The organism is Kushneria konosiri, assembly GCF_002155145.1.
GTDB lineage: Bacteria > Pseudomonadota > Gammaproteobacteria > Pseudomonadales > Halomonadaceae > Kushneria > Kushneria konosiri.
This window is the reverse complement of sequence record NZ_CP021323.1, coordinates 440,426-453,639: the sequence shown is the minus strand read 5'-3', so window position 1 is coordinate 453,639 and position 13,214 is coordinate 440,426. Positions and strand designations below refer to the sequence as shown.

Sequence of the window (13,214 nt, the reverse complement as noted above, 5' to 3'; positions counted from 1 at the left end):
ATGCAAACGATTGATGCAGATGCACGTACCCGGGTGGCCCATGATCTGGCGATCAGCGTGGCCGGTGCGCTCAGGGAAGATCTGGCGCAGCAGGCGCGGGTGACGCTGGTGCTTTCGGGTGGCAGCACCCCCAAACCTTTCATGCAGGCGCTGAGCCGGATGGAATTGCCATGGTCCCGGGTAGATATTACGCTGGCCGATGAGCGCTGGGTGCCGACCGATCACGACGACAGCAATGATCGCTTCGTTCGAGCTCATATGTTGATCAATGCAGCGGCCGAGGCCCGTTTTCAGCCGCTCGTCAATGATGAGACAACACCCGAAGCCGGTGTCGAGGAAGTTGCCCAACGCCTTGCTGCCCTGACCTGGCCTGCCAGCGTTGTGGTACTGGGGATGGGCGGTGACGGGCATACGGCGTCGCTTTTCCCGGATAGCCCCGAGCTTGGCAAGGGGCTCGAAAGCGATGCGCTGGTCGTTGCGGCACATGCCCCCAGTGTGGGTCAGCCCCGCATTTCCCTGACGCGCAATCGACTCATGCAGTCACGCCGTCGTTATCTGCATCTTAACGGTGCAGATAAAAAGGCAGTGCTTGCCAGTGCCATGGCAGGTAGTGATCAGCATGAATTGCCGATCCGGGCTTTTCTTGATGCGCCGCTGGCACTTTACTGGGCACCATGACACGATAAAGCCTGCTCCGGCAGGTCAGGTGATGTCGGGCAGGAAACAAGTCAGGTCGAAAGCGTCTTTTTTCGGTCTGTTTAGCATGGCGTATAACGCCGGGGTGATGATCAGGAGGCTTCATGGCATCGGACAAGCAGCTACCGTCCACACGTACGACTGAAATTGACAGTATCTGTCAGCGGACCACGGTAATCCCGGTGTTGACCATTCATCGCATCGAAGATGCCGTGCCATTGTGTCGCGCGCTCTACGAAGGTGGTTTGACGGTGCTGGAAGTTACCCTGCGCACGGACTGTGCCATGGAAGCGCTTTATCGCCTGCGTGATGAGTTGCCCGAAGCCAGCATCGGCGCCGGAACGGTACTGACTCCCGCACAGTATCGCCGTGCCGAAGATGCCGGTGTTGATTTTGTGGTCACGCCCGGCACCACTGATCGACTCTATGAGTACGGCATCCAGAGCCCGGTGCCGCTGCTGCCAGGAATCTCGACGGCCACTGAACTTCTGACCGGCTGGCAGTACGGCTATCGCCGCTTCAAGTTCTTCCCGGCCGAGGCCAGCGGTGGTGTTGCCGCGCTCAAGGCGCTGGCTGGCCCGCTGGGGGACGTACAGTTCTGTCCTACCGGTGGTATTACCCCTGATAATGCGGCCAACTACCTGAAGCTTCGCAATGTCATGTGCGTGGGCGGCACTTGGGTCACGCCAAAGGAATTGATTGAAAATGAGGACTGGGACGGCATTCGCGCCATCGCTCGCGAAACCGTGTCTACCATCACGCACTAAAGACACCAAACATCAGACGGCAGAGCACTCATGACCCTGCTGCTACCGGCTCTCTCGGCAGCCTCGGCTGTTGTTTTGCCCGTCTCACTTTTGAGGCGGGCTTTTTTTGGTCATGACGTTGCGCTGGCGTGAGTCGATAAAAAAGGCTGTCCGTCGCGAAACGGGCAGCCTTGAATAAGCTCGAGAAAAGAAGGTGTCAGGGCACGCGATAGGCGCGTACGGCTTCCAGTAGAGCGAACCACTCCGGTCGACTCAGCGTCAGGCCGGCATCGTGCGCCAGTGCCTGCAGTCGAACCGAGCGCAGCGTCCCCACTACGGCTCTGGGCTGTCCCGGGATGGTATGAAGCCAGGCAAGGGCGATACCGGCAGGGCTGACCCGGTGAGTATCGGCCATGGTCTTGAGCATCTGTCCCAGCTGGTTTTCAAAAATGCGACCGCCCCATAGCGGAGAGCCGGCAAGACCCGACATGTTGTCGCGCCGCATGCTGTCCCACATGCCATCAAAGAGCATCTGGCTACGGGCGATCGACATCTCCATGTACTGACAGGCCAGCGGCGTCTTCATGGCGGCCTGAAGATGTCGCCACTGGGCGGGCAGAAAGTTGGCCACGCCAATCTGGCGAGCGCGTCCGCTTTCAACGATGGCATCCAGCGCACGTCCGGTGGCCTCGACATCCATCAAGGGGTCGGGGCGCATGAGCATGAAGGTATTGAGCTGCTCGATGCCCAGCTGCTTCAGCGTGCGATTCACGATCCCGTCAAGATACTCGGGCCGAGTATCGTAATATTTGGCACCAAAGCGGTCATCGTTCTGGCGGGCCGGCACTACGCCGGCGCTCATGTCGAAGCAGAGCTTTCGGGCCTGATCTGACGGGAGCTGCCTGATGGCCTGCCCCAGCAGGCCTTCATGGCCTTTCTCGAGATCGCTGTGGCCGAATTCGCAGAGCCCTTCTTCAAGGCGTTGCTGGAACCAGCCTGCCAACGCTTCGGGCGTTTGCAGGCTATCGTAGTACGGAAGCTGGCGCAGGCCGATCACAAAGGGCGCGGCTGTCATGCTCATCAGGCTTATTCCTGAGCGGGGGATTCAGGACTTATGTGCATCGACAGGACGTGCTGTGCCCCGGGGGCAAGCCAGACCGGGTCCAGCCGGGTGCAGGCCGGTTCGATGCAGATGAAGTTCAGGCGTTCGCGTTCCGGAACATCGCTTGGAAGCTTGTCACCCGGATGCCAGACCACGGTAGAGTCGCTACCCTGCTTGGCAATTCTCAGTCGTCTATGACCGTCATCAAGCACCAGCGGTCGGCTGGAGTGATGGATGCGGTCCAGCGCACCGCGAATGCCCAGTACGCCATTTTGTTCAGCTTCGGCGTAGTCGGCCAGCTTGTCCAGATAGCGGGCGCCGCCCAATCCCTCGATGCGACACTGATGGGTGTCCGGTACCGAAAAATAGGCGTGCAGGGCCTGGGTCAAACGTATCGGTGTCTCACCGATGTGCTCGGTAACAAGCTCCATGGCCAGCCGCTGGGCGTTGGCATGAATGACCAGTCGAGGCGCCAGCGTGTCATGCAGCTGCGTTTCGGGAGAAAGGTGGATTTCAACACCGCCTTCCACGTCCTCGTCCACGGCATCAATGCGCCATTGGGCGGTACGGGCAAGGCCATGCATCGGACCATTGCCGTCCTCGGGCTCACCAAACCAGGGCCAGCACAACGGTACACCGCCGCGCAGGGCTTCCGGCGGTGCCTTGGGCGTTGATGTCGTCCAGAGCCAGCCCCGCTCCCCGGCCGGTGCATAGTGCAGCAGGTGGCCACCATGACGGGACAGGATGAGCTCTCCCCAGTCATCGTTGATGACCAGTAGCGAGCGGCCCTGCCAGGTCGCATCACGCTGCCCCTGCGTGGCCGATAAAAGCTCGCTCAGTGCATCCGGGATCATGTTACCTCCTCGTTGTGCAGTGCTTCGGCAGCGCCCAGCAGTCCGGTCCATTTGGCGGTCACTACCCAGGTCGCGATATCGGCATTGTAGGGGCTCATGCGTCCCTTGTCGGCAAAGGCCTTGCGAAAATCACTGATCCGTAGCGTATCAAGAATACGGGGCAGAATCCCCCCGCAAAGATAAACGCCGCCGCGAGCGCCCAGTGTCAGGGCTGCATCGCCGGTGGCATCGCCAAGAATCTTGCAAAAGCGCAGAACGGCCTGTCGGGCCACTGCGTCTTCTTCACCGCGAGCGGCCTCGCTGACGCAGGCCGGTGTGCTGAGGGTACATTCATGACCTTCAAACTCGCACATGGCCGTATAGATGTCCAAAAGCCCCTGGCCGCACAGCACGCGCTCGATCGAAACGCGGCCGTAACGGCCCCGGAACCACTGCAGCAGACGAATCTCGAAGTCATCAACCGGTGCGAAGCTGGCATGGCCACCTTCGGCAGAGAGAGGAATCCAGAAGCGCTGACTGGGGGCCAGACCTGCCAGGCCAAGGCCGGTGCCGGGCCCGATGACCAGACGTGCTCGTCCGGGCTCGCTGTGTCCATCGCCCAGATTGACCAGATCCTCATCAGGAATGTGGGGAAGACCCAGTGCCATGGCGGTAAAGTCGTTGATGACCTTGAAATTATCCAGCTTGAGCCGCTGCTTCATGTCGCTTTTCGAGAAGCGCCATGGATTGTTGGTCATCTTGATTTCATCATCATGTACCGGGCAGGCAAAGGCCAGACAGGCTTCGTTCGGTCGCTCGCTGTTAATGCCGGCAAGATAGGCGTCGACCGCCTCATCGAGATTGGCGTAGTCGGCACAGGCCAGCGTCTGGATATCGTGCAGATCGAAATCGCCGGGGGTTACCAGAGCGAAGCGGGCATTGGTGCCACCGATATCACCGACCAGGGCGGGGCGTGTCATGGCGGATGGTACTCCTGAATTTCTGTAAGTCCTTGAAACAAATCCTGCTCATCGATGCCGCCAGAATATCAGTCATCAGGGCGACATGCTGATGCGAGGTGTTTGCACAGGATAAGGCATGTCATATAGGCAGGACTTTACCGGGTTGCGCCTTGTTTGACACGATTCACGTTCTTTTTGGAAATTATCCGGGCTGACGTATTCTGTTCGAAGCAGGAAGGGGAGATAACCTGCGACTCGCCTGGATGGAGTCTGGCGTAATCCGTCATACGGGGCCAGACTGGTCGGGTATCAAATGGTGGCAAGCTGAAAGGCAGGTGTCTGCTCGATCAATCATGGATAATCGGGCAAACCATTTCCTGAAATGGGCCATTGAGGTCATAAAAAACAACCCCACGTTAGACATCCGGGGGCCGAAAACCGAGAGAATTGCGGCTCATTGACCTGTCGGTGATGAGCTTTATCCAAAATCGCAGGAGGAGAAAACATGACGCTTCGTGTCGCAATCAACGGGTTCGGACGTATCGGTCGTAACACCTTTCGCGCGCTTTACGAAAGTGGTTATCGTGACCGGATCGAAGTCGTGGCCATCAATGATCTGGGCGACCCTGCGCTGAATGCGCTATTGCTGGAAAACGACACCACGCATGGCCATTTCAATGCTGAAATCACTCATGACGATGAAAGTTTCACCGTCAACGGTGATCGTGTGCGCATTCTCTCCGAGCGTGATCCGGCCAAACTTCCCTGGGGCGATCTGAACGTTGATCTGGTCATGGAATGCACGGGTATCTTCACCAAGCGCGAAGCTGCAGCCAAGCACATCGAAGCAGGTGCAAAGCGTGTCCTGATTTCCGGGCCGAGCGGTGATGCCGATGCCACCATCGTTTTTGGTGTCAACGAACAGGTACTGGAAGCCGGTCACACGGTCGTCTCCAATGCGTCCTGCACCACCAACTGCCTGGCGCCGGTGGCCAAGGCCCTCAACGATACCGTGGGTATCGAAACCGGCCTGATGAATACCATTCACGCCTATACCAACGATCAGAACCTTTCGGATGTCTATCATTCCGACCCGTTCCGTGCGCGTAGTGCCACCCAGTCGATGATCCCGACCAAAACCGGGGCAGCCTCTGCCGTGGCGAAGGTGTTGCCCGAGCTGGATGGCAAGCTGGATGGTTTTGCCATTCGTGTCCCGGTCATCAATGTTTCAGTGGTCGATCTGACCTTCACGGCTTCACGTGAGACCAGCCGTGACGAGATCAATCAGATCATGCGTGATGCCGCTGCCAAATCGGGCGTGCTCAACATCAACGAAAAGCCACTGGTGTCGATCGATTTCAACCATAACCCCAGTTCTTCGACCTTTGACACCAATCACACACGTGTCAACGGCAAGCTGGTCAAGGTTCTGGCCTGGTACGACAACGAGTGGGGTTTTTCCAACCGTATGCTGGACACGGCGCTGGCCATGGGTAAAACGCTTTAAACCGCTTCCTGCAGCATCATTGCTGTATGATCGATCTGAAGGACGCCTCCGGGCGTCCTTTTTTGACAACGCATTTTGTGATCTCACGTTCTCAGGGAGGAGACATGACACAAACACTACTGGCCTTTGATGTCTACGGCACATTGATCAATCCATACGCCATGGCTGACATCCTGCGCCCAACGCTTGGCGAACAGGCGGAAAGCGTGGCAGCCCAGTGGCGCGCCAGCCAGCTGCAGCTGTCCTTTCGTCGGGGCCTCATGGGGCGCTATGTCGAATTTTCGGTCTGTACGCGTGATGCTCTGGATGTGGCCATTGCCGCACAGGGTGTCGAGGTGGCCTCCAGCACCCGCGATGACTGGATGAATGCCTATGCCAGCCTTCCGGCCTTTGAAGAGGTCGATGGTGCGCTCAAGTCACTGGTCGCCGCCGGCTATCGCTGTGTGGCGTTTTCCAACGGGACTGAAAAGGCCATGCAACAGGTGCTCGAAAATGCAGGTATTTTTCGTCATTTTGAAGCGATGGTCAGCGTCGACGATATCAAGCGCTTCAAGCCCGACCCGGTGGTGTATCACCATCTGGTACGTCGAATGGACGTGAGTCATGACAACACCTGGCTTGTTTCAAGCAACAACTGGGATATTCAGGGCGCGCGCCACGTGGGATTGAACGCCGCCTGGATCCATCGCGATCCGACCGCGCTGATAGAAGACCCGTCACTGGCGCCCAATATTGAAGTCAATCGCCTCGATGAACTGGCTGATCGAATGGCAGACGTGCGCTGATATCGAACCAGCATCAGGGCATGAAGAATGCCCTGATGATCATCAATGAAGCCGGGAATGTCAGGGTGTCGCATTATGGCGACAATTTAATTGACAAATAACCTGTCTTCTGATCAGTTGGTTATGTTAGGGTTGCTATCCAATTCGAATAAATTGTCAACCTTGAATTAGCTTTCTGCGTGCAGCAATGCACCCGAAATGACTGCCGTCCAATGGCAGCAACAGGTCAGCCAGCCATGCCATATGTATCCAGGAAACAATGTGTCAGCGGCGTGCATCAGCTTCTGGGATCAACACTGAGGGATGCGCGTCGGGAACGGCAGGGGCGTATTGTGGGTATCGATCAAACGCGAGAGCATCCTGTCATTGATGTGATCTGGCAGGGGCAGCCCCGCGCAGAGCGCATTATCATCACCTGTGACCAGCTTCGTGATCTGGTTCGGGCAAGCCTTGCAAGGGATGCTGCAGCCCGGGCCAAAGGGGCTGCTGTAACGGACGCCGATGCCGGACAAACGTCTGACAAGGAACCCGTGCTTCTTGCCGAGCAGCGCCGCGCCTGAGTTATTCACTGCAGGTGTGTTTCTGAAAGGGGGCTTCGCCGTGACCGGCGAAGCCCCTTTTCTCATGATGTCAGGCAGCGCGGCCCTCTCATTATGTATCCTGTCTTATACTGCCAATAACAATGATGTCACATAACGCTCTTACAACAGCGCAGGGGGATTTCATGAGAACCATGTTTCTGGGAGTTGGTATGGGCCTGGTGCTGGCCAGCGCCAGTGCTCTGGGTGATGAAGGAACGCCGGGACGAATCGGGCCAACGGTTGAAACGCAAACGCTGACCTATAGCGTTGATGGTGAGCAGTACACCGGCTATCTGGCGCGGGACACCGAAAAGGAAGGCAAGCGCCCGCTCGTACTGGTGGTGCATGAGTGGTGGGGGCTGAGCGACTACATTCAACAGCGGACCGAGCAGCTGGCCGCACTCGGCTATGTGGCGTTTGCTGTCGACATGTATGGCAGCGGCAGGACGGCCACGCATCCTGATGAGGCCGGAAGCTTTTCAAAGGCCGTCATGAGTGACTGGGCCGGTGCTCGGAGCAATCTCGAGACGGCCATCAACGCGCTCAAGGACATGCAGGGTGTGGATGCCTCGCGCATGGCCATTATCGGCTACTGTTTTGGTGGGGGAGTTGCTCTCAATGCAGCGCTGGATGGTATGCCCTTCAAGGCGGCCGTCAGCTTTCACGGCAGTCCGGGGCAGGTCGTTGAAACCCCGAGCCATTTCGATGGACGTGTGATCATCCAGAATGGCTTGAAGGATCAGATGGTCGAGCAGTCGGCACTGGTGTCCCTGCTGGATACCTTCAAGGGGGTGGAGACCGAGGCCACGCTGATTCAGTACCCCAATGCCATGCATGCCTTTACCAATCCCTACGTTGATGCAAAGGCCCGCGAATTCGATCTGCCGCTGGCTTACAATGCCGCAGCTGATGCTGCCAGCTGGCAGGTCATGCTCAACGTGTTCAACAAGGTCTTTGCCGCGCCACAGCCCAGCGCCAAGTAGGCGATCACCGGCAGACAGGATTGTGTATTCACAAATAAGCGCCGGCACGATATTGAGTTATCGTGCCGGCGCTCTTTCATCAATGGCTCGGGCGAGCGGGCAGGGCGTCTAGTGAGGCAGGGATAGAATGCGGCGGGCCAGATGGATCATGCCCGGGTCCCCGGTGTTTTTGGCACGAATGTCTGAAAGCTTGACGACCGGCAGCCACTGATCGCCCTCGGGTCGGGTTTCGGTCATCTTGACCACCATGTTCATCGGCTTGAGACCGACATCGTTGGTGAAGTTGGTGCCGATGCCAAACGACATGCCGATACGGCCTTCACAGAAGCGGGTAATCTTTTCCACCTTGTGGGTATCGAGGGCGTCGGAAAAGATGATGGTCTTGCTGCGCGGGTCGATGCCGTAGTGCTCGTAGTGATCGATGGTTGCCTTGGCAAATTCGATCGGGTCACCACTGTCGTGGCGAATGCCATCAAAGAGCTTGGCGAACATCTTGTCGAAGCCTTCGAAAAAGACCTGCGTGGTAAAGGTATCCGACAGTGCGATGCCCAGATCGCCGCGATAGACCTCCACCCAGTTTTCCAGCGCCAGGGTATTGGCCATCTTGAAGCCGAAACGGGCAGCATGGAACATGAACCATTCATGAGCGTGCGTGCCCAATGGCTTGACCCCATGACGATGCGCCATGTGAACGTTGCTGGTGCCGGTAAAGGTACTGCCGCCATAGCGTTTGAGGGTGCTGACCACCAGGTCATGGACCTCGTAGGAGTGGCGTCTGCGGGTACCGAACTCGGCAATACGCACGCCCAGCTCGCCATAATGCTCGATTTTCTCGCGTGTGCGCTGAGCTACCAGCTCATCGCTGTCACGCTTTTCGTCGAGCATCTCATACCAGATCTGGCTGATCAGCGTCATCAGCGGTACTTCCCAGAGGATGGTGCGATACCACAGTCCTTCGATGGTGACGCTGAGGACCTCGCCGTGCTGCTCGATGGTGACCTCATGAGGCTTGTAGCGAAAGCCTTCCAGAAAATCATGATAGGTCGGGTCGAGATAGGGGCAGGTGACCTCCAGAAAATGGCGCTCTTCGCTGGTCAGCCGCAGCGCGGCCATGGCATCTACCTGCTCCCTGAGCCGTTCACCAAAACCGGGCGGGAAGGCATGCTCGCCACGATTGATGAAGCTGTAGCGTGCATGAGCGTTGGGAAACAGTTTCACCACGGCGTTTTGCATGGTGAACTTGTAGAAGTCATTATCAAGGATCGAATGCAGCATTGAGCGAGTCGGCATCTCTGTTGATGGCCATTTAAACGATAGCTTGACAGCATAGCGCAGCCGATACGCTGACTCCATCCCGAAGCATTGACGCAAGACCTGACCCCGGCACGTCAGAGCCTTCTATCCTGTACCCTTATCATGCACCTGGCTGGAGAAGCGCCATGAGTCTCGATATTCGCGATATCGGTGCAATGGCCGATATCGATGCGCAGCAGTGGAATGCGCTGGCAGGTTCGGACTATCCCTTCATTCGTCATGAGTTTCTCAACGCCCTGGAAGTAACCGGTGCGGTCTGTTCGCGCACCGGCTGGACCCCGCACCACCTGACCCTCTGGCAGGATGACCGACTGGTTGGTGCCATGCCGCGCTATCTCAAGGATCACTCCTGGGGCGAGTATGTCTTTGACTGGCAGTGGGCCGATGCCTGGGAGCGCGCCGGTGGGCAGTACTATCCCAAGCAGTTAAGCGCCATTCCCTTTACGCCTGCTACGGGGCCGCGCCTGCTGGTATCGAGTGACATTGATGCCGATGACGCGCTGTCCATGATGGCAGAGCATCTGGAAAGCGCCGGTCTGGTGTCATGGCATCTGTTGTTTCCGGAAGCCGGACTTGCCGAGCAATGGCGTCGGCGCTGGCCTGATCTGCTGGAACGCAGCGGCATGCAGTACCACTGGTTTGATCGTGACTATGGCGATTTTGAAGGTTTTCTGGCCGCCATGACCTCGAAACGGCGCAAGGAAGTACGTCGCGAGCGCCGCCGTGTGGCGGAACAGGGGCTGGTCATGCGCCGTCTGACCGGTCGTGAAATCGACCGGACGGCCATTGAGCATTTCTATCGCTGCTATCAGATCACCTATCTGGAGCATGGTCAGCGCGGCTATCTGGATATCGATTTCTTTTATCAGCTACTCAAGGACATGCCCGACGCCCTGGTGTTGATCCAGGCACTGGAAGAGACGTCGCGACCCGTCGCCGCAGCCCTGTGCCTGCGTGGGTCGACTACGCTCTATGGGCGCTACTGGGGCAGCGAGGTTGACGCCAGCTGCCTGCATTTTGAAGCCTGCTATTATCAGGGCATCGAGCACTGTCTGGCATCAGGCCTTTCACGCTTTGACCCGGGCACCCAGGGTGAGCACAAGATTGCCCGAGGGTTCGAGCCAATTGCGACACGTTCATTGCACTGGCTGGCTCACGACAGATTTCGTGACGCCGTAGCCGAGTTTTTGGGTCGTGAAGAGACGGTCATGCAGCAGATGCGTCTTGAGGCAGCTGCCATGCTGCCCTTTCGACGCGAGGCCTGACGCGCCGGTAGCGACCGATGCTTTATATCCGTGTCATGGAGAAACGATGAAAACCTTGTATCGCAGTGTGTGGGTGGCGGCCTGTCTGGTGCTGGCAAGCGGCGGCATGGCACCGATGGTGCAGGCCCAGGCCGGGGCGCAAAGCGCCCCTCAACAGCAGCCGGGCGACATTACCGAGCATGAGAACCAGACGCTTCTTGAGACGCTAAAGGCCAGCGGGCATTTCAACACCCTGGTCAAGGCCATCGATGAAGCCGGCATGAGTGACATGCTCAACGACAACGGGCCCTACACCGTTTTTGCACCGACCGATGAAGCCTTCGCGCGGTTGCCGCAGGGCGAGCGGGAAGCGCTACTGGGGGGCGAGCACGAAGAGTGGCTCAAAAAGGTGCTCAGGTATCACATGCTGCCGGGCATGGTGCCGGCCAGCGAATTCAATGTGCTGGGACGTCCCCAGGCACTGGTGGGCCAGCTGGGGCTGAAGGCGCAGGACGGTCGTTATTTCGTCAATGATGTGCCTGTCGACCCGCAGGAGATCCGGGCGCACAACGGCATCGTTCACCCCATCGAGGGCGTGCTGATCCCCTGGGATGCCACCGGCCTGCGTCCGGACACCTGATGCCTTCTGTCAGCGCAGCGGCCCCTGCATCAGCGGTGACAGGGCCGCCTCAGGCGCATTGAGCAAAAGCGCGATGCCCAGCAGCGCAATCAGCGTGCCGCCCAGCAGGGCAAGGAGATACCCCAGACCTGGAAGGCGTCGGTGGCCGGTGTGCTGATATAGGTGGGCCATGTGTCTGCGGCTCAGCACCGTGAGGGCGGCCAGCAGGGAGGTCGATAGCGCCGTGCCTGTCGACATCGCCAGCACGGCCAGTACCCCTGCCCACCAGAAGCCGAGCATGGCCGCTACCCCCAGTATCATGACCGCGCCGCTGCATGGTCGCAGTCCGATCGAGACGACGGCGGCCGTCATTTCGCGCCAGTGGCGGCCACCGGTCATGGGGTCAATGTGGTGGGTGCGACCGCAGTGACAGGGCCCGCTGCTGACATGGTTCAACGGCGTCATGACGCTGGCACGGGAAGGCTGCACCGAAGTAAGCGCCATGGCGCCTGGTGACGGGGCCTTGTTGATGGGCGCGCCTGAGGAGAACGTCTGTTGTCTGAGTCTGTAGAGGCCGCGACCGGCACGAACCATGAGCCAGAGACCCAGCCCGGTCACGGCGACAAAGCTTGCCTTCTCGACCATGGTGGTGCTTGCCATGGCCTCGCGGGTCAGCCAGCCAAATCCCAGTACCAGCACCGTGACGATCATGATGGCGACCACGCCCTGAAGCAGGGCGGCGCTGGCGGTCATGATCAGACCGCGTTTAAGGGCTGCGCGATGCGTCATCAGATAGGCGGCAACCACGGCCTTGCCATGACCGGGCCCCAGGGCGTGAAAAACACCGTAGCCCATGCTCAGCGCCATCAAATCCCACCAGTCGCTTGCCTCCTCACGGCGGGAAAGCGCCATCATGGCGCTCGCCAGGCCCCGATGCAGCGTACGCTGCCAGGCCATAAGGTCTGCCACCAGCGCTGACCACAGGTGGTGAACAGAGGGTGAAAGCAGCAGGATGGTCACTGCGATCACGCCCAGCGTTATCCAGACGGGCCTCAGGGATCGTGGCACTTGATCACTCCGGTATCCGAGAAAAGCCTGCCGACCCCATCGGGCGTATCGCCGGTCACATCGATAACGGACACGCTGGCAACGACGGCCGGATCAGGATCGGCATGTATCACTTCGCCACGACACTGCGGGGGCGCATTGACCAGCTCAATGGGGTGTTCAGTCTGGTCGTCGTACAGGAATTCGATGAAATAGCTGTCATCAAAGACCTGCCAGTGAAGCGACTCGCTCAAGGGGGGAGGGCTGGCCAGCGTCACAATGAAGGAAAATTCGACCCGATCGTTGTGCAGTTGGGTGGTGTAGTCCTCGATACCGCCCAGCACCAGTTCCTGATCACCATCGTAGACATGGGTCAGGTAATGCTGGGTTGGCAGATTGGCGGCGATCTCGTGACCCAGCGCGTCCAGGCGCTCGGGCATGCTCTCCTGTCCTTCGGCGCTTTCCAGTCCTTCGATCATGGTCAGGCTCTGAAACGGGTCCATCTTCCATGACTGCTTGAGCGCCGTGACCCTTTGATCGTCATCGATCATGACCGTGATGCGGTAATCCACCCAGCCATGAGGGTGCGCCATGGCCGGAATGGCCTGCCATGACAGGGCAAGCCCGATCAGCAGGGCAGAGCCGCGTCCCGAGCGTCGCGAATGTACTGACACGTGATGGCCTCTTCATATCATCGAAACGGCATGTTGCCCCAGCAACCTGCAGGGTGCGAGCCATAAACGCACCGAGAGAATGGTCATCAGGATTGCTTAAGCAACTTGGGGTTTAATTTTT

At 58.6% G+C, this 13,214-nt stretch carries 14 protein-coding genes; 8 read left to right on the top strand and 6 right to left on the bottom strand.

Annotation, left to right across the window (positions count from 1 at the left end; translation table 11 throughout):
- Nucleotides 1-678, top strand: a complete 678-nt coding sequence (pgl, locus tag B9G99_RS02140) for a 6-phosphogluconolactonase (protein ID WP_086620545.1) — start codon at nt 1-3, stop codon at nt 676-678.
- A gap of 122 nt (nt 679-800) precedes the next feature.
- Nucleotides 801-1,463: a bifunctional 4-hydroxy-2-oxoglutarate aldolase/2-dehydro-3-deoxy-phosphogluconate aldolase gene (locus tag B9G99_RS02135; RefSeq protein WP_086620544.1), complete on the top strand. Its 663-nt coding sequence runs from the start codon at nt 801-803 to the stop codon at nt 1,461-1,463.
- A gap of 196 nt (nt 1,464-1,659) precedes the next feature.
- Here B9G99_RS02135 and B9G99_RS02130 read toward each other — a convergent pair whose 3' ends face one another.
- Genes B9G99_RS02130 through glk form a run of 3 tightly spaced genes read right to left on the bottom strand, consistent with a single transcriptional unit; the run spans nt 1,660 to nt 4,357 of the window.
- Nucleotides 1,660-2,523 carry an aldo/keto reductase gene (locus tag B9G99_RS02130; protein ID WP_086620543.1) on the bottom strand — a complete coding sequence of 288 codons (864 nt, stop codon included), beginning with the start codon at nt 2,521-2,523 and terminating at the stop codon, nt 1,660-1,662.
- A 5-nt stretch (nt 2,524-2,528) separates the two neighbouring features.
- Nucleotides 2,529-3,398 (bottom strand): D-hexose-6-phosphate mutarotase, encoded by an 870-nt coding sequence (locus tag B9G99_RS02125; protein WP_086620542.1) that lies wholly within the window; start codon nt 3,396-3,398, stop codon nt 2,529-2,531.
- Nucleotides 3,395-4,357 carry a glucokinase gene (glk, locus tag B9G99_RS02120; RefSeq protein WP_086620541.1) on the bottom strand — a complete coding sequence of 321 codons (963 nt, stop codon included), beginning with the start codon at nt 4,355-4,357 and terminating at the stop codon, nt 3,395-3,397. Before glk ends, B9G99_RS02125 begins: the two co-directional genes overlap by 4 nt.
- A gap of 487 nt (nt 4,358-4,844) precedes the next feature.
- Here glk and gap point away from each other — a divergent pair, with 487 nt between their 5' ends.
- The 4 genes from gap (at nt 4,845) to B9G99_RS02095 (ending at nt 8,195) form a co-directional block, all read left to right on the top strand.
- Nucleotides 4,845-5,846, top strand: a complete 1,002-nt coding sequence (gene gap / locus B9G99_RS02110) for a type I glyceraldehyde-3-phosphate dehydrogenase (protein ID WP_086620539.1) — start codon at nt 4,845-4,847, stop codon at nt 5,844-5,846.
- 104 nt (nt 5,847-5,950) lie between these two features.
- The gene (locus B9G99_RS02105; protein WP_086623228.1) at nt 5,951-6,631 is read left to right on the top strand and encodes a haloacid dehalogenase type II; all 681 of its coding nucleotides are present in this window, start codon (nt 5,951-5,953) and stop codon (nt 6,629-6,631) included.
- A gap of 236 nt (nt 6,632-6,867) precedes the next feature.
- Nucleotides 6,868-7,191, top strand: a complete 324-nt coding sequence (locus B9G99_RS02100; RefSeq protein ID WP_148663902.1) for a hypothetical protein — start codon at nt 6,868-6,870, stop codon at nt 7,189-7,191.
- A gap of 164 nt (nt 7,192-7,355) precedes the next feature.
- Nucleotides 7,356-8,195 (top strand): dienelactone hydrolase family protein, encoded by an 840-nt coding sequence (locus B9G99_RS02095; protein ID WP_086620537.1) that lies wholly within the window; start codon nt 7,356-7,358, stop codon nt 8,193-8,195.
- Nucleotides 8,196-8,303: 108 nt separating this feature from the next.
- Here the strand turns inward: B9G99_RS02095 and pncB are convergent, their stop codons facing one another.
- Nucleotides 8,304-9,470 carry a nicotinate phosphoribosyltransferase gene (pncB, locus tag B9G99_RS02090; protein WP_086620536.1) on the bottom strand — a complete coding sequence of 389 codons (1,167 nt, stop codon included), beginning with the start codon at nt 9,468-9,470 and terminating at the stop codon, nt 8,304-8,306.
- 164 nt (nt 9,471-9,634) lie between these two features.
- On the opposite strand from pncB, the gene B9G99_RS02085 reads away from it, so the two are divergent.
- Both B9G99_RS02085 and B9G99_RS02080 read left to right on the top strand, forming a co-directional pair.
- A complete protein-coding gene (locus B9G99_RS02085) occupies nt 9,635-10,774 on the top strand; it encodes a GNAT family N-acetyltransferase (RefSeq protein WP_086620535.1) in 1,140 nt (379 codons plus the stop codon).
- Between the two features lie 46 nt (nt 10,775-10,820).
- Nucleotides 10,821-11,393, top strand: coding sequence for a fasciclin domain-containing protein (locus B9G99_RS02080; protein WP_086620534.1), 573 nt, complete (start codon nt 10,821-10,823; stop codon nt 11,391-11,393).
- A gap of 9 nt (nt 11,394-11,402) precedes the next feature.
- Here B9G99_RS02080 and B9G99_RS02075 read toward each other — a convergent pair whose 3' ends face one another.
- Together B9G99_RS02075 and B9G99_RS02070 are read right to left on the bottom strand one after the other, a co-directional pair.
- Nucleotides 11,403-12,440 (bottom strand): nickel/cobalt transporter, encoded by a 1,038-nt coding sequence (locus B9G99_RS02075; protein WP_148663901.1) that lies wholly within the window; start codon nt 12,438-12,440, stop codon nt 11,403-11,405.
- Nucleotides 12,425-13,093, bottom strand: coding sequence for a DUF1007 family protein (locus B9G99_RS02070; RefSeq protein ID WP_227875887.1), 669 nt, complete (start codon nt 13,091-13,093; stop codon nt 12,425-12,427). Before B9G99_RS02070 ends, B9G99_RS02075 begins: the two co-directional genes overlap by 16 nt.
- Nucleotides 13,094-13,214 lie beyond the last annotated feature (121 nt).